Below are 26,089 nucleotides of genomic sequence, written 5' to 3' on the forward strand. Positions count from 1 at the left end.
GAGCATGAGGGTACCCGCGTGCTGCATGGTTCACCGATATACGCCTTCAATTCGCCACTTCTTTCCTCGGCAGATGAGTAGCAGACCGCTGGGCTGGTTTGTGGTCACTTGTAGTCGTGCGAAGCGACGTCCTTGTGCCCACCATTGCTCATCGACGGGCCAGGGGCCGGACCATCCTGTGATGTCATAGCGTTTAGTTCCCCATGCCACACAGGCTGGCTGGGCACTGAGTAGTGAGCGTCCTGTCACGATAATGTCGTGCCCGTCTTCGTCGAGAAGAGAGACTCCACTTGCAGGGTGTGCAGCACTAGGCCCACGTTCGACGCGTTTGGTGACTGGGATAGGAGCTGGAAATTGGCCTGGCCACGAATACGTACTGCTCGGGAGATCAGGGGCTGATTCCCCTACGGGAATAAGAGCAATGCGGTCCTCAGGGCCACGCCCGCCTTTTAGCACGGGAGTGCATACTCTGTCTGGTCCCAGCATTGTCTGCACCCGAGCCAATGCGGCATGAGCAGCATGGTCTTCCTTGGCGCCCCATAAACCACGCATGGAACTGCTTGTCGTTTCGATGGGGTCAAGGGTGAGTTCGCATACTCCCACGCCAACTGGGGTTGTGTCGACCTCGATGTTATTGGGCGCCCCGGAGCTATGGGGCACACCCGCCGATCCATCTTCAGATTCCCCGGCTGTGGCAGCAGCATGTGATACAAAGCGGTGAAGCCACCCTTCCAGTTGCCACCGCACTCGCTGAGCAATCGCATGTTCTGTGAGCTGGTCAGTGCACCGCCACACTCGTTCCAATTCATGATCCCCCTCAGGGGTGCGGATAAGTGCCCGTATAGCAACACGCAAACATATTTGCCCTCTATCTGACAGTTGATCATGAAGATCTGCCGCTAAACGACGACCAATAAACGCCACCGTATCGGAGCGGAACTCAGGTGAATCACAATGATGCGTAACAGCAAGATCACCGTTGTTTTCTTGGGGAGCTAGCCGCCGTGATGGAGCGCCACGGGCAATAGACCACCACCACAAGCCCTCGGTGCCAAAACGAGAGGAGACATCTCGTCGCGATAAGGCAGCCCAGTCCCCCATGCGCGTTATACCCATTTTCTCTACAGTGTCCACCAGTGCTTGTGGCTGACCTAATGCTTTGTCCTCGCACAATGTCCGCACAGGTAGCCCGGCCAAGAAATCTGCATCGTGCCCCTCCGGGATAGTCATGCCCCGACGAGCAGCGAACACCGCAGTCGGTAGTGTTCCTGCAGCTCCGGCGATAACGTCCACTCCCGGCCGAGCGACAGCATCAAGAACCATGGTGATCGCACGTTCTTCTGAACCGTAATATTTCACCAGCGGTGCCGACTTCACAGCAATAAGTCCGGGACGTAAAAGCTCGATACCAGCGGAAATGCAATCAACGTCGGCAACAAAGTCTTCAAAATATCTGGCATCACGGTCGTCGTCGGCGGGCATGATGTGCATCGTCGGGCACAACGACTGAGCCTGTCTGCGTTTCATGCCACGTCGGACTCCTACATGCCGCGCCTGGCGGTCACACACATACACACCATGCTGGTCCACCAATGCCAGTGGTCCCTCCGGAACCTCGTTGTCACTGCGGGCAGCATAGAGAGGGAAATCTGGAACCCAAAGGACTATTGTTCGCTCATCCACGGGCACACCTGATTGGTCACCATGAGGGTCATCTGCGCGCTGGCCTGCAGCAATAGAGTTACCTCGTGTCATCCTGCGGCCTCCACTGCGTTCAGATCAAGAGCTTTGACGTTCTTGCGCCAATGGTGGGTCTGCGTCGGGCGATGGTGGCGTATCGGCTGGGCGAAGGACCCCACGCCCATATGCCACTGCCCTCGCTGAGGAGGTCGATGCCGATCCACCACACGCATATCCACGCTCATGCCACGAATGCGCCCGCGTCCACGGCCTAAACCCCGAAAAGCGCTCACGGTGGCGTCGATACGCAAAGAAACACCAGGCCACCGCACACCGCAGACCAGAAGGACACATCGAGACGAGCGCACACGGCTCATCACTGGCCGAGCCAAGGATGGCGGCACATCTGCCTGGCCCTGGCCACAATAAATAACAAGGTCCATCCCCTCGCACAGCACACCCAGCACGCTGAGAGGATCGGGGGCGTTGATATCCGCGTCGCCAGTAGCGTCGGGACAATCGACCACGGCGATTAACGATAAATCACCGCCCGCATCTGAGACCGCGGCCCACAAGAGGTCACTCAATCCGATAACAGCAACGTGTTTTCCTGCGGCGGTTACCTGGGCAATGATGTGCACCAGCGCCGTCGGACAATCCGCAATCGATGTTGCCGCGCCACGAGGAAGACCGCCCAACGATGTCAGCTCCCCCAATGGCCCTTGCAGAGAGAGGACTTCCAGCATCGAACGTTCGAACGATTCTTTTCCCTCAGTATGCGAACATCGTTCACTAAAATGCGGCAAAGAGCCGGATTCCTTGGTGTGAGGATAGTCTGGCACCGACACCAGATGAGCCATGCGCGAGCGCAGGATTTCCACCTTTTCACCATTCGAAAGTGCAGTAAGGTCCGTAGCTACTGCACGAGCCCCCGCCTGCGTCATCTTTGATCAGTCCCCACACCCAGGAAAGGATAAAAATGACCTTTTACCTGCCCATACATAAGTCCACAGGGGGATACAAGGAGAGATAAGCACTCCATCCAACTAGCTCGCAGAGTGGACGATATACGATTTTTAGAACGTACGTACCCATAAAAATAAGCCACTATCGTCCACCTTCTTCTTCGTTGAGCGTCGGCTATACTTCATACTCATCGCACCTTCGAACCGAAGGAGCTATGAAAAGTTGTACCGGTCCGCCCGGACATAAGAATCGAAAACTCGTGGAATTATCGTACACATGTTCGATATAAAAAGTCTAGAGGGCAACAAGAAACACCCCACCCAACCCCGAATACGAAGAAAACGCCTGGTCAATCCCCCAGACCTAGGCGCACTAGCCCCTACTGATGGCCAAACAACTACCCTGAAACATATGACTAACGACGACACTCACCGCGACAACAACCGTGAAGCATCCGACCACGAGCTCACTGAATCCGAGTACATCACCACGGTCTCGACACCGAATCTGGTACGAACTATCGCGTCGCTTCTCCTCGGTGGCGCCGTGGGAGTCATGGGGTTTGCCATCGCGCCGCTGCTTAAAGTCATTCTGCTCATCGTCCTCGCAGGTGCTGGGCTACTTTTCATCACTATTCACCCGTACCGACGTGACGTGAGCGCCGCCTACATGAATCGATACGGGGAATACCGGACCACAGTCCGACGGCTCATCCCCCTCTTCCCCGACTGGCTAGCCCTCATGATCCTCCCCGTTATCCCCATGCAGGGAACGTTCCTGGGCATCATCGCCTTCGTCGTAGCGAGCGTCTATAACTACCTCGTTTTCCCCTGGATCGACGGCACCGCGTACACCCAAGAACCCGACACCCCGTAGTGCCGACGCGGCAAACCTCGCTCAAGCGTCGACAGGGGTCCCCGCTGAAGCGTCGGCCGACCCCGATTCACACGCCGACGCGAGCTACTCCCACTCAATCGTTCCCGGAGGCTTCGAGGTGCAATCCAACACCACGCGATTCACTTCAGCGACCTCATTGGTAATGCGGGTCGAAATCTTCTCCATCACGTCATAGGGAATACGCGTCCAGTCCGCTGTCATCGCATCTTCCGACGACACTGGCCTCAACACAATCGGATGGCCATAAGTCCGGCCGTCGCCCTGCACTCCCACGGACCTCACATCCGCCAGCAAGACCACGGGGCACTGCCAAATCGAATCGTCCAGCCCCGCAGCGGACAACTCCTGGCGAACAATCGCATCCGCCTCGCGAAGCGTCGCCAAACGGTCAGAAGTAACCTCCCCGATAATGCGAATACCCAATCCCGGACCGGGGAAAGGTTGGCGCGCCACAATAGCGCTGGGCAAACCAAGCTCGCGACCCACAGCACGAACCTCGTCCTTGAACAGCAAACGCAGCGGCTCTACCAGGGTAAACTCGACGTCGTCGGGCAGGCCTCCCACATTGTGGTGGCTCTTGATATTCGCCGTGCCGCTGCCCCCACCGGACTCCACCACGTCCGGGTACAACGTGCCCTGCACGAGGAAATCAACGCGCGCTCCCTCCGGCGCATCGGACAACACACCAGCAACAGCGCGCTCGAATGAACGAATGAACTCGTTACCGATCGCCTTCCGTTTCTTCTCCGGGTCCGTCACGCCCTTCAACGCCGACAAGAACGCGTCGGTTTCGTCGACCGTGACCAGGTTCGCGCCCGTCGACGCAACAAAATCATTCTCGACCTGCTCGCGCTCCCCCTTGCGCAACAAACCATGGTCAACAAACACACAGGTCAAGCGGTCACCGATCGCCCGCTGCACCAGGGCAGCGGCGACGGCCGAATCCACACCGCCGGACAGGCCACAAATAGCCCGCCCCTCAGGTCCAACCTGCTGGCGGACCTGTTCCACCAGTTGATCGGCAATATTGCCGGGCGTCCACGTCTGCTTCAGCCCAGCAATTTGCGTCAAGAAACGCTCAAGAACCTTCTGCCCCTCGGGCGAATGCATAACCTCCGGGTGATACTGCACACCAGCCATGTGCCGATCGGCGTCCTCGAAGGCAGCCACCGGGGCACCGGACGAACGGCCCGTCACCACGAACCCCTCCGGGGCCTCGGAGACGGCATCACCGTGGCTCATCCACACGTCGTTCACTGCACCGTCGTGCAAGAGGCCACCATCACCGACGATGGACATCGTTGTCCGGCCATATTCGCGATCCCCCGTGCGCGCGACAACTCCGCCTAACGCGTGCGTCATCGCCTGGAATCCGTAGCAAATGCCGAACACGGGCACGCCCAAGTCCAGCACCGAGGGATCAAAAACAGGTGCGTCATCAGCGTAAACACTGGAGGGCCCGCCCGAGAGGATCAGCGCGGCCGGGTGCTTCGCCTTGATTTCCTCCACCGACGCGGTGTGCGGAATGACCTCGGAATAGATGCGGGCCTCACGCACGCGCCGAGCAATGAGCTGGGCATACTGGGCACCAAAGTCAACGACAAGAACAGGAGACGGGGTTTGTTGCTGTTCACTCACGCAGAAGACTCTACCGCGTCAGATGGACAAACCTCGACCCCGTCTCACACTCCAAGGTCATCACCAGCTACAGCCAGGACCGAACGCTCAACTGAACCTTCTGGAAATCCTTCAAGTTCGTGTATCCAGCCTTCGCCATCGAACGCCGAACACCGCCGATCAGATTCAAACTGCCGAATGGTTCCGTCGCCGGCCCCGTAAGAACTTTCTCCAAGGATGGGGCCTCATCGCGCTCAATGAGCAGGTTCTCGATAACCCCACGCGGGAACCGCGGATGCGCAGCCACCGAAGGCCAGTAGTATCCGGTCGCTGCAGCTTCCTTGGCCTGCGACAACGGGCTGCCCAGCATCACAGCGTCAGCCCCACACGCGATGGCTTTCACCATCTCACCCGAGGTTTCCAACTCACTATCCGCGATCACGTGAACATACCGGCCGCCGGTCTCATCCAAATAATCGCGACGTGCAGCCGCCGCGTCAGCAATGGCCGTCGCCTTCGGGGCATCAATACCCAGTGTGTCCGCATTCGTCGTCGATCCACCACCGACGATAATGCCGGCCGCGCCCGTCCTCATCAGATGCAAGGCCGTTGTGTAATCCAACACCGACCCCGCAATGACAGGAACATCCAACGAGCCGATAAACTCCTTCAAGTTCAGGGGCGTTCCATCAGCCGACACGTGCTCGGCCGAAATCAACGTTCCTTGAATAACCACGATCTCGGCACCTGCCGCGACCACCACCGGAGCGAGCTCCCGGGCGTTTTGTGGCGATACGCGGACCACCGTCGTCACGCCCGAAGCGCGAACATCGCGAATACGGTCCGACAATAAATCCTTGTCCAGCGGAAGACCATGCAGCTTTTGCAACAGCGGGATAGCCCGATTGGTCATCTGGCCATCGTCGTAGCCCTCTTCATCGAAGGCCGTCGACACGATCTGTTCCACGGCGGCGTCCATGTCCGCCACGCGCCCCCATAGACCTTCAGCGTTAATAACCGCAGCGCCCCCCAGACGGCCCATTTCACTAATGAAATCCACGCTGGTTAATGCGTCGCTCGGTTGTGCCAGGACAGGAATGCCGAAGTGGTACGCGTCGATCGTCCACGATGTATCCACGTCTTTCGACGACCGCGTGCGCCTGTTGGGCACGATCGTGATGTCATCGAGCCCGTATGTCCGGCGAGCTTCCCGCCCCAAACCAATTTCCACAACTTCACGCATGATTTTCTATATTTCCTCACAGTGACAGGCAGCCCGAACCGGCTGCCGACAACAAAACAATTCACTCAATTAATCCCGGCTATGTCGCGCGACCAACTCGGCCCGACGACGACGGAGGCCGCGCGTGGCCCACACACGCGACGTGGCCGACGATGCCTCTAGTGCTGGTAGTAATTGGGCGCTTCCACCGTCATCTGGATGTCATGCGGATGCGACTCACGAAGACCCGCCGCGGTGATCTGCACAAACTTGGCGTCGTGAAGATCGTCGATCGTTGCGGAACCGGTGTACCCCATGGCGGCACGCAAACCACCCACGAGCTGATGAGCAATACCATCAATGTGCCCGCGGAACGGGATACGCCCCTCAATCCCCTCCGGGACCAGCTTTTCCTCGCTACGAACATCCGCCTGGAAGTAGCGATCCTTCGAGTACGACCGCTGTTCACCCTTCAGACCGCGGCCCTGCATCGCCCCCAACGAACCCATACCGCGATACATCTTGTATTGCTTGCCATTGACGGTGACAACATCCCCCGGAGCTTCCGCAGTACCGGCCAGCAGCGAACCCAACATCACCGTGTTCGCGCCAGCAACCAGGGCTTTCGCGATATCGCCGGAATACTGCATACCGCCGTCGGCAATAACCGGAACTCCGGCCTTATGCGCCGGAACGGAGGCTTCCATGATCGCCGTGATCTGCGGCGCGCCCACACCCGCAACGACACGCGTCGTACAAATGGAACCGGGCCCAATACCAACCTTGATGGCGTCGGCACCCGCATCAATCATCGCCTGGGCTGCCTCACGCGTCGCTAAGTTGCCACCAATGACGTCAACGCGGTCACCGAATTCCTTCTTCACCCGCGAGACCATATTCAAAACACCAGAATTGTGCGCGTGAGCAGTATCAACGACGAGGGCATCGACACCCGCGTCAACCAACGCACCCGCGCGCTTCCATGAGTCCTCGCCCGTACCGATACCGGCACCGACGATCAAGCGGCCTTCCTTATCCTTTGACGCATTCGGGTACTGTTCACGCTTCACAAAATCCTTCACCGTGATCAGGCCCGTCAGCTTGCCCGCCGAATCAACAATCGGCAGCTTCTCCACCTTGTGGGTGGACAACAGGTTCAGAGCAGCCTCCGCCGACACGCCCTCCTGGGCGACGATTAACGGCATCGGCGTCATGACGTCGGCAACCTTGCGGGACAGATCAGACTCGAACCGCATGTCACGGTTCGTGCAAATGCCGACCAACGTGCCCTCATCGTTAACCACGGGCAAACCAGAGACGCGGAACTTGGCGCACAGCTCGTCAACGTGGCCGATCGTGTCCCCCGGGGAACACGTAATGGGGTTGGTGACCATGCCGGCCTCGGAACGCTTCACAACTTCCACGTTCTGGGCTTGGTCGTCGATGGAAAGATTGCGGTGAAGGATCCCAATGCCGCCCTGCCGAGCCATCGCAACAGCCATGCGGGACTCTGTCACCGTATCCATCGCCGCGGACACCAGCGGAATACCCAGCCGGATATTGCGCGTGAGCTGCGCAGATGTGTCCACTTCGGAAGGAATCACATCGGAGGCGGAAGGAATAAGAAGGACATCATCGAAAGTTAGACCTACAAGCGCAACTTTGTTGGGGTCGTCGCCACCTGTGCGTTCCACTATTTATCTCCTAGGACCATGACGAAAACGAAGTGCCACCACGCACTCTTTTGCCATATGCTACCGCAAAAATTTTGAGGCACATGGGCTAGCCTAGTGGAGTGAACTTCGCAGACCATATGCCCCCGGACCCATTCGCGGGAGATCCCAATGATCCCGCATCTTTCCTCGACCCCGATGAGCCTATGGAGCCCCTTACCGACGAAGAAAAAGGCGAAGTGATTATAGAACTTCACCACGTCCGGGAAATGCAGCGTGTTCTCACCCCGCTCGGTATTCGGGGTGTGGAGATGCTGTGCGATGACTGCGAAGAAATGCACTACTACGACTGGGGAATCCTCATTAACAACCTGCTCGCGCTGTATAACCACGAGCAGCCGCCCATTCATGAACCGAGCGCCAACCCCAATCCCGACGAGTACGCTCCATGGGATTACTGTCTCGGTTTCCTGGATGGGCTCAACCACGGCATCGCCGGGTACAGGTAGGGGGCGGCAGCGTGTTGTCGTGGCGCCGACCGGCTTCTACTCCTCGGCGGAGGTGCTTGAGTCGCCCGACGACGGGGACTCGGTCACGTCGTCACTCGAACCATCTGACGACGACGATCCCCGCGATGAACTTCCGCTCCCGGAGTTCGAACCGCTGTTGCTGCCATTCGATCCGGGCACAGGTGCAGGCGTGACCGTCGACGTTTCAGTGGTCGTCTTGGTGTCCTTGGTGTCGCGAACATTCGTGGTCGTCGGGTCCTTGCGCGGCTCAGCCTTCTTCGGCTCCCCATTGCTCATCGTCTTCTCGATGGTGGTGGGCTTGCCGTCGGGACCCTTCACGACAGACTGATCGGTGACAGTAACCGTCGTCGTTGATTCGTCTTTCTTCGAATCCTTCGAGCCGGAGTCCTTGGCCTTATGGGCAACTTCGCGCGCCTTTTCCAGCAACGCAGCGGCACCTTGGGTATCCTCGGCCTCCTGCTTCTCACGGACCTGATCGAGCGTCGAGGCTAGCTCAACCGCGGCAGCGTGATCGCCGAAGAACCGCTGGTTCAGGCCCCACAAAGGTGAACCTGGCGTGGAGGCGTGAATAACAGCGCCACCACCGGCAAGGAGCACACAGGACGCAGCCGCGCCGCCGAGGGCGTACATCCATCGCGGAACCGGATTGCGGTTATCACCATGACGCCACGAACGGTGACGTGGACGGCCTGAACGCGAACCCTTGGCATCACCATCACCCGACGCGTCACGCTGACTTTTCCACGCCGCGAAGTCATGAACCGTGACGTCACCCTCGCTATCGCGAGCTGAGGTGTCGATGGATTGGGTGGTTTGTCCCTCCGCACTCACGGGGCGGAACACGGTCGTCGGTGCATTGGCAACGGGGGAATCGTCCAGCGCCTCGTCGTCAGAGAAGCTATCAAAGAAGCCTAGGTCGCTGAGCTGAGGCGTCGCCGGGATATTACGTTCCGCGTCCTGCCGAGCTTGGATGAACAGCTGACCGAGGTCATCGTCGGAGTCAGCACCCCGGGAAAGATTATCAAGGTAGCGGTCAACAGCAGCTAGGGATTCTGGATCGTGCTCAACCCCCTCACGATCCCAGTTATCAAAACCACTCATCTGATTGCTCCTGCTGTTCCATCCACACCAAAACCGGTTATTACTGTACGGCCCCGCCAGCGGGCGACACCGCACTACGTCCGTCGTCGGCAATAATCACCATCATGGGCACGGTGTTGCCTCCACGACGTATATACTTCTTTTTGTGAGCAAACCCCCGACATCACTTTTCAGTCCTCTTTGGCCTTGCTGGCCAAAGCAATCGCCTCACTGTAGTCAGGCGACTCAGCCATAGCCTTCTTTAATTTAGCAATCGCTCGGAACTGAGCTACTCGAACGGCATTCGGCGTCGACCCAATGATCTTAGCTGTCTCCTCCGAGGTATACCCTTCAAGCACTCGCAAAATAATGATTTCGCGTGGTCGCTCACCCAGTATGTCGAGCAAACGCAAAAGTTTGTTACGGCCATCCGATTGAATAGCCAACTCTTCTGGACCAGCAACATCATGGATGGCTTCGGGGACCTCATCCGTCGGTTGGCTACGGTCTCTCCCCATCGAGCGATAGCCATCTTTTACCTTGTGACTAGCAATTCCGTACACGTACGACATGAACGGTGTTCCGCGGTCTACAAAGCGATCTATCGACTTCAGTACGGCCATGCATATTTCTTGAGCCGTATCCTCCGGTCCGGGGAAAGAATCATCTGACAACCGATGCCGGCAGTACACCACCACTTTTGGGTGGATATAGTCCATAACCTTTTGCATGGCGTCCCGATCCCCGCGCGCAGCTGCGGCAACCAGACCATTAACGGCCCCATCGCTAGCTGCTGCAGACATTGACTTCCTCTTCTTTCACTGTCGACGACGGCTCGTCGGCGTCGTCGACTCCGACAAAAACACGCGTAACCGCAGCCTCGGGCACCAAACCGCGATTTCTCTTGCCTCATTCTGACGTGAAAATCAGAAAAAAGACAATTTTATTTGCGCCGATGAATATATAAGCAAACAAAGAGCCTGGTCGGAGCGGTTGTAGCTTATTGAAAATGGGCAATTCAGGACGACAAGATGTCATAAAACTATCACTACGATTCCATAGAACGCGAATGAGCACTATAGAACGTGAGAAACCACGCCTACATGACCACGCCCATAACTGTTTGGGGCTCAAAAATACGTATAAAAGAATGAAGATAATTTTATGTATTAAATGCACAAAGCTAGCGATTCTTTTGCCCCTCAGTAGGGGGTGACTGACAGTCGCGTGAGCGGTTTTAGCTTCTGTGTTACAAGACGAAGTCTTACTGAACAGCCGCCTAGCGATCGCTCAAGGATTGCTCAACAATCATCCGGTGCTCCCCCGCGAACCCCACGGCCACCCCCTTTCGGCCTGCGGGCAGCCCCCGCAACCACTCACAGACAGGCACGACACCTGCCGCCCCACGCATCAATTAATTTTGCAATCTAAAAGTCGTGTTCTCGTTACGTTCTGTTCACCAACGCGGTCTTGACTAAATAGCAGGCACCTACACGCCCGCAGATACACGGCGTCGCCACAACACAAACCACAAAACCAAAAACAAACACAAACGACACCACATATCTGCAGAATGAAACCCACATCACACCCGACGGAGGAGAACATGCTTTCTCAGATCCACAACCTGCCAACCCCCACCATCCAGTCATGGGAATGGCAACGGCATGGATCATGCCGAGACACCGACGCATCCCTGTTCTTTCACCCTGAAGGCGAACGCGGACGCGCCCGTGCAGCCCGCGAGCACGCTGCCAAATCGGTATGCGCAACCTGTCCCGTTATTAACCAATGCAGAGAACACGCACTCTCCGTGGGTGAGACCTATGGCATTTGGGGCGGCCTGAGCGAAAGCGAGCGCGACGCCATAACGCGAACACACGCCCGCGTTTAGCCTTCTAACCTTCTAGCCTTCCCAAATCTGAAGGTCTGAGCCGTCGCCTTTCTTATCTTCCGGCCGCAACACAACCACAGCCGACTCACGCGACAAGCCGCATACCTGGAGCAAGTCCACGATGATGGATCTCGCCTGTGCCATCACAACAATCCCCGAAATGCCGGACTTTTCACCATGATCTCCCGACGTCACCGCCGCAGTATTCTTCAGCTGCTCAACCACTGCAGGTAAGCGCTGAGCCTCATGAAGCTTCCCCGATTTCCCCTGTTCAGCGAAAATCGATTCTAATTCGGTACAAGCATGGGCCAAGGCATCTAAGATAACCGGAATACGCTCGTCAACATCTTTCTGATCGGAAATAATCGTGGCCGCCCGGCGCGCAAGAACGCGCGAGTTACGCATCGTGTTATCCACCGGCGACAAAATCTGACTCATTTTCCGCATGTCACGGCGTGCACCCCAATAAAATGGCGACACCGCGGCGACCTCCGTACCGCCCTGAACAGCGGCGATCATGGCGTTAATGCGCGCCTGGGTTCCTCGGGCGGACACTAAAGCGTCGGAGACGACTCCCACGTCGTTGCTCCGAAGACCTCGCGACACGGTGTCCAGAACATGCCCCGCGTGGCCGATCACCCGGCTTACTTCGCGTCGCGCCGGGCGGATGGCGCTATTGGGTACCAAGGCGATCACCATGATCCCGATAAGGCCGCCGACCAGGGCGTCGATCATCCGAGTGATGCCGCCCATCGTTCCCGGGGGCATAATCGTCGCTACTAAGACAGCGGAGCACGTCGCTTGGATGGGAGCTAGCGGGGATTTATCAAGGAATAGCGCGGCGGCCAGGGCGCAAGCCACGGTGATGGCGATCTGCCAGGACCCGGTCCCGATGTGGGAGATCATGATGTCTCCAATGCCGATTCCTAGAGAGACCCCCATGACAAGTTCGACTGACCGACGCAACCGGCCAACTGTGCTGGTGCCGAGCGCGATCACCGCCGCCATGGGGGCGAAGAACGGCTGCGGGTGGCCGATCACATGGTGTGCAAACCAGAATGCAATTCCGGCGGCAAGGGACCCCTGGATCACGATCATCTTGCCGTCGCTGAGCCGTTCTACGCCGTGGAAATGGTTCACAGATAAGAAAATACGGCACGGAGAGAAAAACTCGGCCACAACGCGGGAAAACCAGACACACCGGGGAAACACTGCGCGAAGTTGCGAAGAAAATGGCCACGCGCACCGTCTTCTACCACTCATGACCTGCGTCGTGATGCCCCATTAAGGAATTTCACAGCAAATTCACGGTTTCGCAGACAAAAGGATGAATCGGTACCAAGTATGCTGTGGGATCATGAGTGCACTGACCGCTGTCGACCTCACTGTTCTCACCCAAGCATTCACCATGGGTGGCACAGGGGTAAAAACGTTCGCTTCCGCCGCTTTTGCTAACGGCACAAGCTTGCTTGCCGACGCTGCTACGTCGGCACGAGCAACGCTAGCGGCCTCTGCTGAACTGGTGCCGCAGCTGCGCACCAGCATCCTCGCCCAGGCGAGCGAAACTGTGACAGCAGCCCCGAAACTGCTGGACCCAATGTACTGGCTGGGCGCCGATAGCCCCTTCGGGCACCTTATTCTCCCCGGCCTGGGGCTCATTATTTTCGTGGAAACTGGGCTTGGGTTCCCCCTCCTCCCCGGCGATTCCCTGCTATTCACCGCGGGCATGCTAGCTAACCAACACAATGGTTTTGCTCCCGTGTGGCAGGTGCTCCTGGTCTCCATCGCCTGCGCTATCGCTGGTGACCAGTCCTCCTATTGGATTGGTAGGAAACTGGGCGACCGCATCAGGAAACGCCCCGACGGGCGCATCTTTAAGAAGGCTTATATCACCGAGGGTGAGGCGTTCTTTAGGAAATGGGGGGCGCTGGCTGTGATCCTGTGCCGGTTCGTGCCGATTGTCCGCACCTACGCGCCCATGACTATCGGCATGGCGCGCATGAACTATGCCCGCTTCTTCCTTTTCGACATTTGCGGCGGGTTCCTGTGGGCTGGCGGTGTGACGGTTCTCGGCGTGTGGCTGGGGAGCTTCACCTTCGTGCGCGAGAATATTGAGCTGATCTTCCTCGCCATCGTGTTCATTTCTATTCTGCCAGGGATTATTGGCGCGATTAAGAAATCGCGGGCGTCTAAGGGAGCTGCCACTAGCGACGACTCTGCTGCTCCGCTGGCTGCGCGCGATGCAAAGGAGACGCTGCATGAGCGCGAGGCTAGTGAGTCATAATCTCACCGAGTCATGAAAGGCATGGTGCCGGAGCGTTACAACCGGTGCCCCCTGCCTCCAAAGTCACAAACAAACTGACAAAAACTTCGAGCAAAGTCACAAAACTTCTAATTAAGTCTTAAAGTTTTGCGTATTTGGGGTAAATTAGGGCCCTCAGTGCCCCTCAATGAGAGTTGTGAGTGGCAAACTCTCACAAAGTTACAAAAAATTCGTAGTTTAAAAATGCGCCTTGAACTGCTCGTTTATAGTTTCCAGACCGCGAAACTGTCACTAAACTGTCAAAAGTGTCACTTTTTGTCAGTTTAAGTGTAACTTTGCGCAAGTTTTAGTGAGATTTTGTGTAACTTTCCTCGCGTGGCGACAAGCGAAAAAGCAATCCCACGCCTGGGACGACTCAGAAATGACAGTCTGAAAGCCCCCCATATTGTGAAGAAGGGTTATGCGACAGAAGCAGATCGCCACAGGCTCATTGTCTTCTTTACTAGGCTACTTTTCTGTTACTCCGCGGAAGACACGGACCTCTTCCCCGAGGGAGCGTTTACCAAGGCCGCTGCGTCATATACATATGAAGATGCTCCGATGTAGCCCGTCTCATCACGGATATATCCGTAGCCTTGAACACCAATGACCGGTCTGACCTTCCCGAACATCTCTAACCTTTCCCTATGTGAATGGCACTCTTTTTGCAGATGCGCTCTACCAGGTTCCGAACTTTGACCGAAAGCCGCGGGACCTTCTGATTGAACTAGGCCACTTGATTTGGAAGGACGTTAATCCGGACATCTTTGTTCCCTTGTTCCAAGCCGTCGTCCAGACTGGTTTCCGGTCCGAATTGGGACAGCACTACACATCGGTACCAAATATTTTGAAGACTATTGAACCTCTTTTCTCAAGGAGCTCATAGGTCAGTCCGTCAATTCCTATAACTCAGTACAGCGGTTCGAAAAGCTTCTTGATTGCATCGCAGACATCAAAATCTTTGAAACTTTCATGCCACAACGGATACAAACGTGCAAAGATGTTTTTAGCTCCTGGAATGGTTCAATTGCAGAGTCCCACGTGCTATTGAACGTCAAATGTCTTTGACTGGTTCTCGCCTTTTTCGGCCCAGTGAACGGTTAGCTTTGTGCCTGCGGTTCCCATCGAATAAACGACCGGGATCTTTCTGGTGGCGCCCGGTTCCAAGGTAATCGGGACATCGTCAGTGAAAATTCTCATTAGACCAGATGAGGCTTGCGCTTCAAACGTCACGGATTCAGCAGCGGTATCTCCCGCATTCGTGACCTCAAACCAGTGTTTTGTTTCGTACTTGATGTTGCCACGTTTGTCGATTCCCTTTTGACACCGTTCGCTCTTTGAGTCAACTTGGAATTGGACTCCAGCCGAACCACGTTGGAGCTCCACCGCAATCAGATCCATCTTAGAGAGATCGTGCTCAATAGCGCTCCAAATTTGGTTTTCAAGGTTGTGAATGTCATCGAACTCGCCTAATAGCCCTCGCTCTCGGATTTCCTTCTTGAAGTTACGGAGGCCTTCAATCTGCGCGGTATCGATATCATGAGGAAGTGGAGCAGTCGAGAAATAAAGATGTGTAGGCTTTCCGCTGTTGACGGCTCGTTCAATCTCTTCGACTGTTCCCGATACTGCCTCGCGGGTCGGTGAGCCGAGGCGACTACCAAAAAGAGCTACTACAATATCAGTTCCGTCGACGCCTTGGTCGTTGATAATTGCCTGTGGATGATCACCGAGTAGTGGCACAGAGTCTGTTTCCCAGCGCCATGGGAGGAGAATTATATTTCGTGTGGTCGCGTAGCAGCGGTTCCATGAATGAAGAGCGCCTTCAACTGCATCGCGCGCTTCGGGGATATCGGAGGGCGAAGCAATGAGGACACGTAGGACGGTTGCAGGAAAGCTCACATCTCACGATTTTACCTATGGAGCTGACCCCCGGGTGTCGAATTGTGTCTTCAGCACATTGGTCAGGTTTTAATGTCTACCATCTGTTCGCTACCCTCTCTGAACTGGAATTTCACTGCGTTACAGGCAATGACAGTCTTTTTGTCGAGCAAAGCTACGCAGAGTTCTGGGCTGAGGATCAGTTGATCAATATCAGGGTTTGCGGTCTCCTTTCCTGTAATAGCGGTAGGCAGCCGCCCGGCCATGCTTGTTTTGTATTTCGGCGACCACGGCGGCCTGCTCAGCCGCCATCGCCTGGGTACTAAACGTCTTCTCGTAGGCTTGCTGGTTCTGAGCGACTCATGCGCTGTGGGCCATCATTGGTTGAATCTTCTTGGCCACATCATTGATTTGAGCGAGACACCCGGCAGCTTCAACATCCAGGTCACTCGTGTCGAACGCATCGGTGACGGGATGGCGGAACGCTACCCCACGTCCATACTGCTTGATGACATTAACTAGATCCTTACATCCCAAGTCGGTGGCCACATCACGGCCACAGAAATAAACCCTGTCCTCATGCTCGGCAGTTCGGATAGTTCCAAAGACATCATTGGTGAATATCCGAATTCCCTCAGTAGCATGACTGACTCCTTCTAAGAGCCTGGATTGACTTGAATTCCGGCAAGCCACGGGTGACCGCGTCGCGCCCTCACGCATATCCCTGATCCCACGAGAATCCGGATAACGCGATCGAACCTACGTTGCTTAAACGCGCGCGGTATTGTAAATTGTCTAGTGATAGATCCCCGGTCAGGCCTCTTTCCCTTAGCGGGTAATGCACAAATGACTGGGGTCTTTCGTTTTGCGGAGGCATACCCGGTGCCGAAAAATTGGCTCAGTTACGACCAACAAGTAGAACTGCTCCGCCAGCGTGGCATGCACATCGATGACACTACAGCTGCAGCCGAGTACCTCGCGAAGGTCAATTATTACCGCTTCTCCGGATACTTCCGGTACTGGCAGCATGACCCAGCACGGGGTGACAACCAGTTCTTCGAGGGCACTTCATTCGAGACGATTCGTGCACTCTATGATGCCGAGCAGGAGCTTGTGAGCGTCTGTAATGAACTGCTGCACCCTCTTGAACTTCTGCTACGTACCAGGTTTGCTTATTCCTATGGTCGCCTTGTTGGGGTAACCGGAATGTTCGCACGTGGCGTAGGCTTTACCCAATCACCCCACCCGAATGCTGAACGTGTCGAAGAGCACGCGCTTTCCAACCTTGACCGCAGCAAAGAAGCTTTTGTCGCTCATTACCGTGATGACATCAAACAAGGCCACAACTACAAACCTGAAGCATATGACCGCATGCCGATTTGGGTTGCCGTGGAAGCATTCTCGTTTGGTAGCCTGTCTCGTCTCATTGAGGCTTCCAGCGCCTCTGGTGTGTTAGATGACATCGCAGATTCGATGAATACTTCGCGCAAATTATTGCCTGGCCAAGTCAAGTCGTTCGTGTACTTGCGTAATCGGATAGCTCATTGTGCTCAGCTTTGGAATCACCGGGTGCTCGATGTTCCCGGTCTGCAACCGAAAACCACGAGACGAATCAAGCGGGTTTACCGGAAATTCTCGGATCACTCGATTTACAAAGTCCTTGTCGCGCTTGACGACGTAGCTACCCGTTCTGAGATTTCAACCTCTTGGTTGGCAGACACCATCGAGCCAATATTGAACAAACATCCGTTGCCCGCGAAAGGAATCACCGAACCAGGACGATACGACCAAGGACGGCGACCTGACCGACCCGGGGGAGACCAATGACAACTAGCCTCGTTTCCCTGCGGAAACTCCTGATCGACCGTGACTTTAACAAAACGCGACTCCAACAACAATCCGGTATCAGTGCCGCCACTACGGCAAAACTCAGGAAGGGCAGAAACGTCACCACCAACATGCTGGTCCGGATCTGCGAAATACTTGGCTGCCAAATTGGCAACATCTGCGAAGTCGTCCCAGTCACGACAAAGAAAGCAATTAACTAGATGACGAAACAGCGGCTCCAGCTCACCTGGTACAACAAGGATAAAGCCCTTATCCCGACCGAGACCGGCAAATACGGCTACACCTGGGTCGATCCCTCCGACCCGCGATACTGCGAAACCCACACTCTCATCTACGACGACTACGTCCAAGGCATCCAAAGCCCAAAGACCGAAAACTTCGAATACTCCGACCGCGCCAACCTCGAACCCCAAGACGACAACCTACTTATTCTGGGTGAATCAGGGGACGTCCTCGAAGCCCTCACACGTGTACCAGAGCTGGCCGACAAATACGTCGGCAAGGTGAAGCTGATCTACATCGATCCGCCGTTTAACACAGCGCAGACCTTCGCGCATTACGAGGACAACCTGGAGCACTCTATCTGGCTCACCATGATGCGCGACCGGCTGCTACATCTCAAGAAGCTTCTAGCCGACGACGGCTCCATCTGGGTGCACCTGGACGATATGGAAGTCCACCGCATGCGGTTGTTACTTGATGAGGTGTTCGGCGCCGAGAACTTCGTGACGCAGGTGGTCTGGGAGAAGTCTTATCCCGCAAGAAATGACTCGAAGGGCATTCCTGCAGTAACTGACTTTATCTTGGTTTATGGAAATGAAGGTTTTAAGCCAAATAAGCTAGCCCGCACACCACAAATGAACGCGCCGTATAGCAATCCAGATGGTGATCCACGAGGCGACTGGCGCAACGACAACATTTCTGCACCAGGGGCTGCTACGCACCTGGGAATGGTCTACGGGATTCAGCACCCCATAACGGGCGAGATGATGTATCCGCCGACAGATTGTCACTGGCGCTATGGCCGCGACAAAATGCGTGAAGTGTTCTCCGGTTGGGGAGACTACATTGACGGTCCAATCACAGGTGATGAAACCAAACGACAGCAGGAGATTGTTGGAACCAAGGTTTCGGTAAGTGGTCAAGTACCGCCGTTGATCGTTAGAGATTTCGGCGAAACGAGCATCGAGTATGCGTGGAAACGATACCACGCTGGAAACTGGCCTGCTTACTATCTCACCCGAGGAGGGTTTGGCGGTTTTGGCCGAAAGACCTGGCTTGCAGACATGAACGGGCGCATCGCCACATCTCTTTTTTCTCAGAACGAGGTTGGACATACTGATGGAGCCAAAAAGGAGGTTCAGGCGCTTTTCCCGAAGCAAAATGCTTTTTCTACCCCCAAACCGGAACGCCTGCTGGAGCGTATCATCCATATCGGGTCGAACCCTGGTGACATTGTCTTGGATGTCTTCGCGGGAAGTGGCACGACGGCAGCGGTAGCGCAGAAGATGGGGCGTCGGTGGGTGACGTGTGAGCTACTTGAGTCTACGTTCACTACCTTCACGCGACCTCGCTTAGAAAAAGTTATTAAAGATCAAGATCCTGGCGGTATTACCCGGACCAAGGGCGAGCGCGTTGCGGCGGATAACGTTGAGCTCCCAGATGGCGTAACACCAGAGGATGCAGCGAAATTCAACTCGGTACTCAACAAGCTGATTGCTGATGACCCGGATGCCAAAAAGTCCGCTCTTGTAAGGCAGCTGAAGACCGCGTCGAGGACAAAGCGCGCGAAAGAGGTAGTCAATTGGAGAGGCGGTGGCGAGTTCCAGGTCGCATACTTGTCCTCGTGCTTTGACTACGACCCAGAGCTGGACCGCGTCATTCTCACCCCGGAGGCTACCGGCGATGTGTTAGTGGAGTCGGTGGCGGCGAACCTTGGGTTCCACCTGCTCCACGCTGATGATGATTATGTCTTTGACGGTCGTCGCGGCAACTCTTTACTGAAAGTTGTCGAAGGTGTCGCGACCGTGGAGCATGTCAATTGGCTAGTGTCCCAAGTTCAGGAAAGCGAGACGATCGTGCTAGCAGCAACTACCGTCATGGACGGTGTTCGCGAGCATCTACGCCGGGCCTGTAAGGGATCGCGGGTGGTTGCTATCCCGGATGATATTTTCCGCTATTCCGAAGGTGGTGACCGGTAATGGTTCAACGTCTTAACATCAGCTTCGACTCCGACTTACTCGAAGCCATCAGCGCCGACTTTGATCTGCGTGCCGCGAACAAGGAAGCCCTCCGACAGCTCATTTTCACCCTAGATGGTGACTATGACCCCGAAGTTCAACAGGTGCTGAACCTGGCCACTGGTGTGGGTAAGACCTACCTAATGGCCGCTTTCGCGGAGTACCTGCGTCGCCAGGGTGTGGGCAACGTCATGATCGTAACCCCTGGCAAGATCGTCCAGGCTAAGACAGTGCAAAACTTCACCCCGGGTGCACCGAAGTTCATTACTGGCTCCCCGGTCCCACCCGAGGTCGTCACGCCACAAGACTATTCAGCCTGGATCAACCGCACCAACGGGGCGGCCATACTGTCGTACGGGCGCGAGGTGCCAATGTTGGCGTTCATCTTTAACATCCATCAGCTGATCGCCCCGAAGGATACCGAAGGAGATACTCACGGCGGCACGCAGGAGGCGATGCGTCGAAAGCCACGTCGCTTCAACGAGCACGCCGGGGTGCTTTTCGACTACTTGAAAGACCTAGATGACCTGGTGGTGATTGCTGACGAGTCTCATCTCTACGGAACTACCGCGAAGGCCTTTAATGCGGCGTTGCGTGAGTTGGAGCCAGCGGCATCGATTGGGCTGACGGCCTCGGTGGATAAGAAGAAGGACCATGTCATCTTCGAGTACCCGCTCTACCAGGCGATCAAGGATCAGTACGTCAAAGCCCCAGTGCTGGCTTTCCGCAAAGACGGCTACGGCACTGATCAGGCCTCCGAAGAGCAGCAACTGCGTGATGCGCTCCAGCTTCGTGGGATTAAGCAGGCCTTCTATAATTCCTATGCTGCAAGCAACAACCGAAACCGCATCAATGCCGTAGTGTTCATCGTCTGTTCCGACGTGGAGCATGCAACCCAAGTTGCTGACCTGCTGCGTACCCCGGAGTTTTTCGGACGAGATTCGGCGGTATTACAGGTGGACACCCGGCACGACGATGACGCCACTCAACAGCGTCTGAACCGTCTGGACCAGACAGATTCACCGGTGCTGGCGGTTGTGAGCGTTAACAAACTCAAAGAAGGATGGGATGTGAAGAACGTCGCGGTGGTCGTCACACTGCGAGCGATGGCTTCTGAGGTGCTCACGCAACAGACGATGGGGCGTGGATTGCGCCTACCGTTTGGGCGCTACACCGGGGTGAATCAGATCGACCAGCTCGACATTGTTGCCCACCAGTCCTTCAGAGAACTCTTGGCAGCCGAGAATGTCCTCCAGCAGTTCGGCCTTGACGAGGCAGTCAAAGAGACTGATAAAGATGAAATCGAAAAGGCTATTCGTAAAGCGGCTGAAGGCCAAGAAAACACAGATGTCGACGTTCACACACCAGGTGGTATCTCATCCCTCCAGCCGCTAACTGATCCAGGTGAACAGCCAGGAGAATTTGACGCGCCAACAAGCGGCCACGGAGAGTCGATCCCGGATTCTGCTGAACAGACTCCCGGTGTAGGCGTCCGCCTCTTCGACGGCAGCACTGTAGACGGCAACACTGACTGGGAGGTCGTTTCGATAGACCGTAATCCGACCTTCGCCGATGTCTCCTATCACTTCCCGGTCACCACGATTACGACACAGCAGCCTCCGATCGATCTATCTGAGATTACGAATGAGCAGATCGAACAAGCAGCTCGGAGAGTGACTTCTGCTGGCGATGTGATGTACCGCAAGGAGATCGTCGCGGCTGTTGGGAAAGGGATACAGGCAGCTGACGCTGAGAGCGCTGAAATCGATTCCATCCCGATCCCCGACGATGATGCCCATCAGGCGCTGACCAAACTCATCATGAACATGAATCTGGTGCCAAAGACTGAGCCGACGGCTCGCTATATCGACATTTACATAGTGCCGGAGTTCATGAAGCATGTTCCCTTTGAGGACTGGACAGTGAAATCCCTAGCCTCAGCCCAGTCGCTGTTACAGCAGCTCGTCCACGCCTATGTGGTGGACGCATTGCGCGCTACCCGCGAGGTGCCGACCATTCATCCAAAGAAACTGCCTGGCGACGGTTACAGCCTGCCACCGGGCCAGGAGATCCACGACCAAATCGACTCACGAGCCGAGTTCGTGCGTGGGCGGGTCTACAACGGCTGGTTTAAGTCCCTCTATGAGGCAGAACATTTCGATTCCTACAGTGGTGAGTACCAGTTAGCGAAACTGCTCAACACCTCACCACATATCGAATGGTGGCACCGCCTGCATCCGCAGGACAACGCGTTCATCTACTTCAACTCAAAAGACCGCTACTTCCCAGACTTCGTTGCCAAGGACACTAACGGGGTGTACTGGATCATCGAAGGCAAGAGCGAAAAAGGCAGAGATGATGCCAAGGTCCAAGCTAAGCGGCAGGCTGCCGAGTCACTGGTGCGCAGGATGATCGCCGACGAGACCTACGCAGGCCAGCGTTGGGGGTACCTGATTGCCTACGAGAAGGACATCGAAAGATCTGAATCGTGGTCGGATCTCAAGGCGCTGGCACAACCGGTTCCCAACGCCCTGTGAGTTTTGGCGTGCGTGAAGTTCCGCCGTCCAGCACAACGGCAAATCAAGAATCACCACATCAGCGATGATGAAGACGAAACCGAGGCGGTGGTCATTGAGCATGCAGCCGCCCCTCGACAATGCCGAGGAAGTCTGGCAGGAACAGCATGAGATCACTATATGGGCGCAAGAGCGTGCACTTTGCTCTATTTGCGGTCTCAGCAGTGACGTGGGCATCATCGAGCAACAACTTCTCGCACTGAACTCCACCTTCAAAGCAAAGAAGGCTGATGATTTCAATGAGGAGACCGACAAAGGCGTCTTTAAGATCGAGGTCTTCAAGGGACCCTCTATAGCCCTAATCAAACAAATCGTCGACACACAATGAGGAGATCTCAAGGTCACAATTTCTCCAAGACGTCACATTTGCCAAGGCTGCCGCCGGAGGAATGGACCAGGGGCCACCAACAACGTGCTGGTTCCGGGGATCATCCGTGAATACTACCCGGATCTCAACGAAGAGGTTCGTCAGCAAGTAGCGGTAGATTCTGTGATTAAGCCCTGTGAAGCTCGAGGAGTAGGTGATGATCGTTTTATCCGCATGACGAACAAGTTTGTAGACATTGAGGAAATCAATATCAATCTCATTGGTTCCATCAATTCGTTCCAAAAAGCGATTGAGATCATGAGCAAAACGTGGGCACCATGATGCTACGAACCATCCAAGATTCGATCGCCGCCTCCAAAGTGGAAGTAAACCGAAGCTGGGGCATTGCTGATAATGCAGAAGATAAAGGCCGTTGCGGCAATCCATAAGCGCAAACCCGATGCACACCCCAATGATCCGCACGAGAGGAAGCTCGGTGACGACTTGCTACGGCTGTAGGCAAAACGGTAGATAAAGGCCGCGAAGCCTCGCCGGATGTTTTCAACACTGCAGAGTGCAAACTCGAGGTCTGCCTTGTTAGCATTCGTGCGGACGAACAGAAACGAGCAGTTCTTTCTAAGCTCAATGATATCGATCTGTTAGATATCCCCGAGGTACCCAACTCGATGGCTGGCCTCTTCGAGGATCCCGAGCTGGATGATGACACCCTCGCCATTACTCTTTCCGACGGCGCGGATGAGGTTGACCTTTATGGTGTCGGGGCTCTTCCAAAGCTAACGCGGAAGAGCCCCGAATCGATGGTTTGGCGCAAAAAGACAAGGATTTCGATCAGATCAGCGACCTTTTTGCGCAAAAGAACGAAGAATTGCGAAATGGTGCAGCTACGCTCGTAAACTCTCCGCGTGAGGCATCCATCACCGACGATAGGTTCTACCTACTCAAAGGCGCGCCCGTTTGCATCGCCGAAGTTTATGATCCAGAACCTGATGCTCCATTGGACTTCAAGGGCAAGCCCGACACTCGTCTACGAGTCATCTGCGAAAATGGGACGGAGAACACGGCGTACGCGAAATCATTCGCGATCCGTCTGTACGCTGAGCATGGAAGGCACTAGCCCGGACGACACCCACCGACACCTCAGAAATTCACGGCGGGGAGATCACCTCCGGGGATATGTATGTTCTGTGCTCGGTGAGTGATGATCCAAGCATTACGCAAATCGAGGACCTCTGCAAGATCGGTTTCACCACAGGCACCGTGGAAGGTCACATTCGCGGGACGAAAAAACCCGCTACCTAATCTATTCGTGCCGATCGAATTAGCCGCAACCTACGCGCTGTATAACGTCAAAGCCGCAGCCGTCGAAACTGCAATCCACAAGTCGTTCTCCCGCGCTCGCTTGGAAAGCACTGTCCAGCGTCCCAATGGTGAAAGCAGTCCAGCCCAGGCTACTCTTGTCACCGAATGGTTCGTGGCTCCTCCACTTAATTAATGAGGTTATCGAAGACCATTTAGCTTAAAAGTGTTACGGAACCGTCGAAAAATAATATTTTATCCACTTATAAATATACGGAGGTTCTAGTCCAAAAATAGAACAGTCTCAACCTATGAGTCCTACTACTCTCCAAATGCTCATTAAGATTGGATCTATTCCTTAACTCGACTATTCGCCAGAATTACCGAGATTTTGGAGGCTGGATTCAGGAGTCCAGCTCCACCTTTCACCCACAGAGTCTTCAAACTCGATAGAACAAACACAATAATCGCTCGATGTGACTATAGGCGTATAGTCTTCCAAATTACTGATAGCTCTCGGAAAGTCCCAACTATCACGGCGTTTTTCCCACCGTTGGCTCTTCACAAAAAACTGGCCGGGAGGTAAAAATTGAATGTTTAGAGGATCTTTTTGACCAATCTTCGTCCTCGCCTTAATCTCCACGTCACACACGACGCCGGCACTACTGCCATCGTTTAAGACGATGAGGCCCCAGTTACCCTCATTGTCCATAGCCCACCACGATATTACGGACCGAGCCATACGCCGAGCCTCATTAATTTTTTCCCGTTCGTGGCGTTCCTGCTCAATCTCACTTTGCTTCTGGGAATTCTTTTTCATCCACTCGTTATACTTTTCTCGTCGCTGAGCATGCTCGTGTTCAAATTCCTGTTGTTTTTCTTGCTGCTGACGTAACGCTTCACTATTTTCCTTAGAAGCCTTCTCAGCATCTTTGGATTGCTTCATTGCATACAAGCTAATACCTAGTCCGACGACAGAAGCCATCGCACCGAGGAAATCCGAAATAGTTCCCCAACCATCAAAAAGTGTCATACAATATGTCCTTTCAAAATAGTTACATGCTCATCTCCCCTACTGAACACACTACTGGGACAACTCTACGAATACTTAAGCCCCAAAAAGTTGCCTTCCGGCTCGATTTGCTTGGGAGTCACTCCCACGTTGTTGAATTGGACGTAGTCAACCTCATAAGGAGTGCATCATGCTGAAACCACTGACCATGTCCGACGGCCACACGATCCCCGCCCAGGGATTCGGTGTGTATCAGATTCCCGCTGACCAGACGGCCGACGCAGTCGCCCACGCCATCGAGGCCGGTTACCGCCACATCGATACCGCCCAGGCCTACTTCAACGAGGAAGCCGTCGGCGAAGGAATCCTCCGTAGCGGCATTGATCGCGATCAGTTGTTCCTCACCACCAAGGCGTGGCTGGATAGTTACAACGAGGAAGCCACCTACACCGGCGTCAAGACCTCACTGGAGAAGCTCGGTACGGATTACGTTGACCTCATGCTGCTCCACCAGCCCTTTAACGATGTGTACGGAGCCTGGAGGGCATTCGAGCGCGCCCAGAAAGAGGGCCTGATTCGCTCGATCGGGGTATCGAACTTCACGCCGGCGCGCGTGCACGACTTGGGGTCTTTCAGCTCCGCCTACCCCGTCGTGAACCAGATTGAGATCAACCCATTCAACCAGCAAACCGAGCGCGTTGCTCAGCTACAAAAACTCGGCGTAACCGTCGAGGCCTGGGCTCCCTTCGGCGAAGGCCGTAATGGGCTTTTTGATAACTCCGTGATCACCGAGATCGGGAAGCAATACGATAAGTCGGTCGCCCAGGTGGTACTGCGGTGGCTCTACCAGCGCGATATCGTCGGGTTGGCAAAGTCCGTTCACGCCGAACGTATCCAGCAGAATATCGACATCGAGGATTTCAGCTTGACCGATGAGGATATGGCCGCCATCGCCAAGCTTGATACTGGGTCCTCGCTGTTCTTCGACCACGAAGCAGTAGAGACCGTCGATTTCTTCACAGACCTCATCAACCAGCGGCGATAGAGCAC

26 protein-coding genes are annotated in these 26,089 nt (G+C 55.2%); 16 read left to right on the plus strand and 10 right to left on the minus strand.

Translation table 11 applies throughout. The features are described from left to right. Nucleotides 1-30: 30 nt before the first annotated feature. Nucleotides 31-1,755, minus strand: coding sequence for a Y-family DNA polymerase (locus tag KCQ76_RS09525; RefSeq protein ID WP_052722300.1), 1,725 nt, complete (start codon nucleotides 1,753-1,755; stop codon nucleotides 31-33). Beyond that, nucleotides 1,752-2,624 (minus strand): DnaE2-dependent mutagenesis accessory factor ImuA', encoded by an 873-nt coding sequence (locus tag KCQ76_RS09530; protein WP_052722299.1) that lies wholly within the window; start codon nucleotides 2,622-2,624, stop codon nucleotides 1,752-1,754. Before KCQ76_RS09530 ends, KCQ76_RS09525 begins: the two co-directional genes overlap by 4 nt. A gap of 433 nt (nucleotides 2,625-3,057) precedes the next feature. Here KCQ76_RS09530 and KCQ76_RS09535 point away from each other — a divergent pair, with 433 nt between their 5' ends. Continuing rightward, nucleotides 3,058-3,522 carry a hypothetical protein gene (locus KCQ76_RS09535; RefSeq protein ID WP_052722298.1) on the plus strand — a complete coding sequence of 155 codons (465 nt, stop codon included), beginning with the start codon at nucleotides 3,058-3,060 and terminating at the stop codon, nucleotides 3,520-3,522. Between the two features lie 84 nt (nucleotides 3,523-3,606). Here KCQ76_RS09535 and guaA read toward each other — a convergent pair whose 3' ends face one another. From guaA to guaB, 3 genes are all read right to left on the minus strand, one after another. Beyond that, entirely contained in the window at nucleotides 3,607-5,181 is a 1,575-nt protein-coding gene (guaA, locus tag KCQ76_RS09540) for a glutamine-hydrolyzing GMP synthase (RefSeq protein WP_046201991.1), read from the minus strand. 67 nt (nucleotides 5,182-5,248) lie between these two features. Next, nucleotides 5,249-6,403: a GuaB3 family IMP dehydrogenase-related protein gene (locus KCQ76_RS09545; protein ID WP_046201990.1), complete on the minus strand. Its 1,155-nt coding sequence runs from the start codon at nucleotides 6,401-6,403 to the stop codon at nucleotides 5,249-5,251. A 158-nt stretch (nucleotides 6,404-6,561) separates the two neighbouring features. Beyond that, entirely contained in the window at nucleotides 6,562-8,076 is a 1,515-nt protein-coding gene (gene guaB, locus KCQ76_RS09550; RefSeq protein ID WP_046201989.1) for an IMP dehydrogenase, read from the minus strand. Nucleotides 8,077-8,195: 119 nt separating this feature from the next. Between guaB and KCQ76_RS09555 the strand changes: the two genes are divergently transcribed. After that, the gene (locus KCQ76_RS09555; protein WP_046201988.1) at nucleotides 8,196-8,564 is read left to right on the plus strand and encodes a DUF5319 domain-containing protein; all 369 of its coding nucleotides are present in this window, start codon (nucleotides 8,196-8,198) and stop codon (nucleotides 8,562-8,564) included. Nucleotides 8,565-8,600: 36 nt separating this feature from the next. Here the strand turns inward: KCQ76_RS09555 and KCQ76_RS09560 are convergent, their stop codons facing one another. Continuing rightward, nucleotides 8,601-9,686 (minus strand): hypothetical protein, encoded by a 1,086-nt coding sequence (locus KCQ76_RS09560; protein WP_052722297.1) that lies wholly within the window; start codon nucleotides 9,684-9,686, stop codon nucleotides 8,601-8,603. Nucleotides 9,687-9,856: 170 nt separating this feature from the next. Then, a complete protein-coding gene (gene shbA / locus KCQ76_RS09565) occupies nucleotides 9,857-10,468 on the minus strand; it encodes an RNA polymerase sigma factor ShbA (protein ID WP_046201987.1) in 612 nt (203 codons plus the stop codon). Nucleotides 10,469-11,271: 803 nt separating this feature from the next. Between shbA and KCQ76_RS09570 the strand changes: the two genes are divergently transcribed. Then, nucleotides 11,272-11,559, plus strand: coding sequence for a WhiB family transcriptional regulator (locus KCQ76_RS09570; protein WP_046201986.1), 288 nt, complete (start codon nucleotides 11,272-11,274; stop codon nucleotides 11,557-11,559). Nucleotides 11,560-11,571: 12 nt separating this feature from the next. Here KCQ76_RS09570 and KCQ76_RS09575 read toward each other — a convergent pair whose 3' ends face one another. Beyond that, nucleotides 11,572-12,699 carry an FUSC family protein gene (locus tag KCQ76_RS09575; RefSeq protein ID WP_046202142.1) on the minus strand — a complete coding sequence of 376 codons (1,128 nt, stop codon included), beginning with the start codon at nucleotides 12,697-12,699 and terminating at the stop codon, nucleotides 11,572-11,574. A gap of 217 nt (nucleotides 12,700-12,916) precedes the next feature. Here KCQ76_RS09575 and KCQ76_RS09580 point away from each other — a divergent pair, with 217 nt between their 5' ends. The 3 genes from KCQ76_RS09580 (at nucleotide 12,917) to KCQ76_RS09585 (ending at nucleotide 14,747) form a co-directional block, all read left to right on the plus strand. Further along, on the plus strand, nucleotides 12,917-13,843 hold the full coding sequence (locus KCQ76_RS09580; protein WP_231725405.1) for a DedA family protein: 927 nt from the start codon (nucleotides 12,917-12,919) through the stop codon (nucleotides 13,841-13,843). Between the two features lie 426 nt (nucleotides 13,844-14,269). Further along, nucleotides 14,270-14,428: a type IIL restriction-modification enzyme MmeI gene (locus KCQ76_RS11115; protein WP_161794654.1), complete on the plus strand. Its 159-nt coding sequence runs from the start codon at nucleotides 14,270-14,272 to the stop codon at nucleotides 14,426-14,428. 82 nt (nucleotides 14,429-14,510) lie between these two features. After that, nucleotides 14,511-14,747 (plus strand): type IIL restriction-modification enzyme MmeI, encoded by a 237-nt coding sequence (locus KCQ76_RS09585; protein WP_052722294.1) that lies wholly within the window; start codon nucleotides 14,511-14,513, stop codon nucleotides 14,745-14,747. A gap of 158 nt (nucleotides 14,748-14,905) precedes the next feature. Here the strand turns inward: KCQ76_RS09585 and KCQ76_RS09590 are convergent, their stop codons facing one another. Further along, nucleotides 14,906-15,760 carry a DUF4062 domain-containing protein gene (locus tag KCQ76_RS09590; RefSeq protein ID WP_046201985.1) on the minus strand — a complete coding sequence of 285 codons (855 nt, stop codon included), beginning with the start codon at nucleotides 15,758-15,760 and terminating at the stop codon, nucleotides 14,906-14,908. Nucleotides 15,761-16,003: 243 nt separating this feature from the next. On the opposite strand from KCQ76_RS09590, the gene KCQ76_RS09595 reads away from it, so the two are divergent. The 9 genes from KCQ76_RS09595 to KCQ76_RS09635 all read left to right on the plus strand — a co-directional run bounded on the left by KCQ76_RS09595 (nucleotide 16,004) and on the right by KCQ76_RS09635 (nucleotide 24,223). Further along, nucleotides 16,004-16,261 carry a hypothetical protein gene (locus KCQ76_RS09595; protein ID WP_046201983.1) on the plus strand — a complete coding sequence of 86 codons (258 nt, stop codon included), beginning with the start codon at nucleotides 16,004-16,006 and terminating at the stop codon, nucleotides 16,259-16,261. A 324-nt stretch (nucleotides 16,262-16,585) separates the two neighbouring features. Beyond that, nucleotides 16,586-17,566, plus strand: coding sequence for an Abi family protein (locus KCQ76_RS09600; RefSeq protein WP_197416796.1), 981 nt, complete (start codon nucleotides 16,586-16,588; stop codon nucleotides 17,564-17,566). Further along, nucleotides 17,563-17,787 (plus strand): helix-turn-helix domain-containing protein, encoded by a 225-nt coding sequence (locus KCQ76_RS09605; protein ID WP_046201981.1) that lies wholly within the window; start codon nucleotides 17,563-17,565, stop codon nucleotides 17,785-17,787. Before KCQ76_RS09600 ends, KCQ76_RS09605 begins: the two co-directional genes overlap by 4 nt. Further along, a complete protein-coding gene (locus KCQ76_RS09610; protein ID WP_046201980.1) occupies nucleotides 17,788-19,788 on the plus strand; it encodes a site-specific DNA-methyltransferase in 2,001 nt (666 codons plus the stop codon). It abuts the gene before it with no gap. Beyond that, the gene (locus tag KCQ76_RS09615) at nucleotides 19,788-22,364 is read left to right on the plus strand and encodes a DEAD/DEAH box helicase family protein (protein WP_046201979.1); all 2,577 of its coding nucleotides are present in this window, start codon (nucleotides 19,788-19,790) and stop codon (nucleotides 22,362-22,364) included. Before KCQ76_RS09610 ends, KCQ76_RS09615 begins: the two co-directional genes overlap by 1 nt. Before the next feature lie 64 nt (nucleotides 22,365-22,428). Continuing rightward, nucleotides 22,429-22,731, plus strand: a complete 303-nt coding sequence (locus KCQ76_RS09620; protein WP_102215104.1) for a hypothetical protein — start codon at nucleotides 22,429-22,431, stop codon at nucleotides 22,729-22,731. Nucleotides 22,732-22,815: 84 nt separating this feature from the next. Then, nucleotides 22,816-23,052, plus strand: coding sequence for a hypothetical protein (locus tag KCQ76_RS09625; protein ID WP_046205212.1), 237 nt, complete (start codon nucleotides 22,816-22,818; stop codon nucleotides 23,050-23,052). 481 nt (nucleotides 23,053-23,533) lie between these two features. Then, entirely contained in the window at nucleotides 23,534-23,845 is a 312-nt protein-coding gene (locus tag KCQ76_RS09630) for a hypothetical protein (protein ID WP_046201978.1), read from the plus strand. A gap of 192 nt (nucleotides 23,846-24,037) precedes the next feature. Next, complete coding sequence (locus KCQ76_RS09635; RefSeq protein WP_046201977.1) at nucleotides 24,038-24,223, plus strand: hypothetical protein; 186 nt, start codon at nucleotides 24,038-24,040, stop codon at nucleotides 24,221-24,223. Between the two features lie 171 nt (nucleotides 24,224-24,394). On the opposite strand, the gene KCQ76_RS09640 is transcribed toward KCQ76_RS09635, so the two are convergent. Continuing rightward, nucleotides 24,395-25,060, minus strand: coding sequence for a hypothetical protein (locus KCQ76_RS09640; protein WP_046201976.1), 666 nt, complete (start codon nucleotides 25,058-25,060; stop codon nucleotides 24,395-24,397). A gap of 169 nt (nucleotides 25,061-25,229) precedes the next feature. On the opposite strand from KCQ76_RS09640, the gene KCQ76_RS09645 reads away from it, so the two are divergent. Next, nucleotides 25,230-26,084 (plus strand): aldo/keto reductase, encoded by an 855-nt coding sequence (locus tag KCQ76_RS09645; RefSeq protein WP_197416795.1) that lies wholly within the window; start codon nucleotides 25,230-25,232, stop codon nucleotides 26,082-26,084. Nucleotides 26,085-26,089 lie beyond the last annotated feature (5 nt).

The sequence above is a fragment of the Corynebacterium parakroppenstedtii genome, assembly GCF_019754935.1.
GTDB classification, from domain to species: Bacteria; Actinomycetota; Actinomycetes; order Mycobacteriales; family Mycobacteriaceae; genus Corynebacterium; species Corynebacterium parakroppenstedtii.

Bases quoted from the DNA above. Each gene is read 5' to 3' on its own strand.
- KCQ76_RS09605 (WP_046201981.1), top strand. From the start codon at position 17,563: ATGACAACTAGCCTCGTTTCCCTGCGGAAACTCCTGATCGACCGTGAC.
- KCQ76_RS09545 (WP_046201990.1), bottom strand. From the start codon at position 6,403: ATGCGTGAAGTTGTGGAAATTGGTTTGGGGCGGGAAGCTCGCCGGACA.
- KCQ76_RS09600 (WP_197416796.1), top strand. From the start codon at position 16,586: ATGACTGGGGTCTTTCGTTTTGCGGAGGCATACCCGGTGCCGAAAAAT.
- KCQ76_RS09580 (WP_231725405.1), top strand. From the start codon at position 12,917: ATGAGTGCACTGACCGCTGTCGACCTCACTGTTCTCACCCAAGCATTC.
- KCQ76_RS09615 (WP_046201979.1), top strand. From the start codon at position 19,788: ATGGTTCAACGTCTTAACATCAGCTTCGACTCCGACTTACTCGAAGCC.
- KCQ76_RS09560 (WP_052722297.1), bottom strand. From the start codon at position 9,686: ATGAGTGGTTTTGATAACTGGGATCGTGAGGGGGTTGAGCACGATCCA.
- KCQ76_RS09530 (WP_052722299.1), bottom strand. From the start codon at position 2,624: ATGACGCAGGCGGGGGCTCGTGCAGTAGCTACGGACCTTACTGCACTT.
- KCQ76_RS09640 (WP_046201976.1), bottom strand. From the start codon at position 25,060: ATGACACTTTTTGATGGTTGGGGAACTATTTCGGATTTCCTCGGTGCG.
- KCQ76_RS09645 (WP_197416795.1), top strand. From the start codon at position 25,230: ATGCTGAAACCACTGACCATGTCCGACGGCCACACGATCCCCGCCCAG.
- KCQ76_RS09620 (WP_102215104.1), top strand. From the start codon at position 22,429: ATGATGAAGACGAAACCGAGGCGGTGGTCATTGAGCATGCAGCCGCCC.
- KCQ76_RS09535 (WP_052722298.1), top strand. From the start codon at position 3,058: ATGACTAACGACGACACTCACCGCGACAACAACCGTGAAGCATCCGAC.
- KCQ76_RS09595 (WP_046201983.1), top strand. From the start codon at position 16,004: ATGCTTGTTTTGTATTTCGGCGACCACGGCGGCCTGCTCAGCCGCCAT.
- shbA (WP_046201987.1), bottom strand. From the start codon at position 10,468: ATGTCTGCAGCAGCTAGCGATGGGGCCGTTAATGGTCTGGTTGCCGCA.
- KCQ76_RS09525 (WP_052722300.1), bottom strand. From the start codon at position 1,755: ATGACACGAGGTAACTCTATTGCTGCAGGCCAGCGCGCAGATGACCCT.
- KCQ76_RS09555 (WP_046201988.1), top strand. From the start codon at position 8,196: ATGCCCCCGGACCCATTCGCGGGAGATCCCAATGATCCCGCATCTTTC.
- KCQ76_RS09610 (WP_046201980.1), top strand. From the start codon at position 17,788: ATGACGAAACAGCGGCTCCAGCTCACCTGGTACAACAAGGATAAAGCC.
- KCQ76_RS09570 (WP_046201986.1), top strand. From the start codon at position 11,272: ATGCTTTCTCAGATCCACAACCTGCCAACCCCCACCATCCAGTCATGG.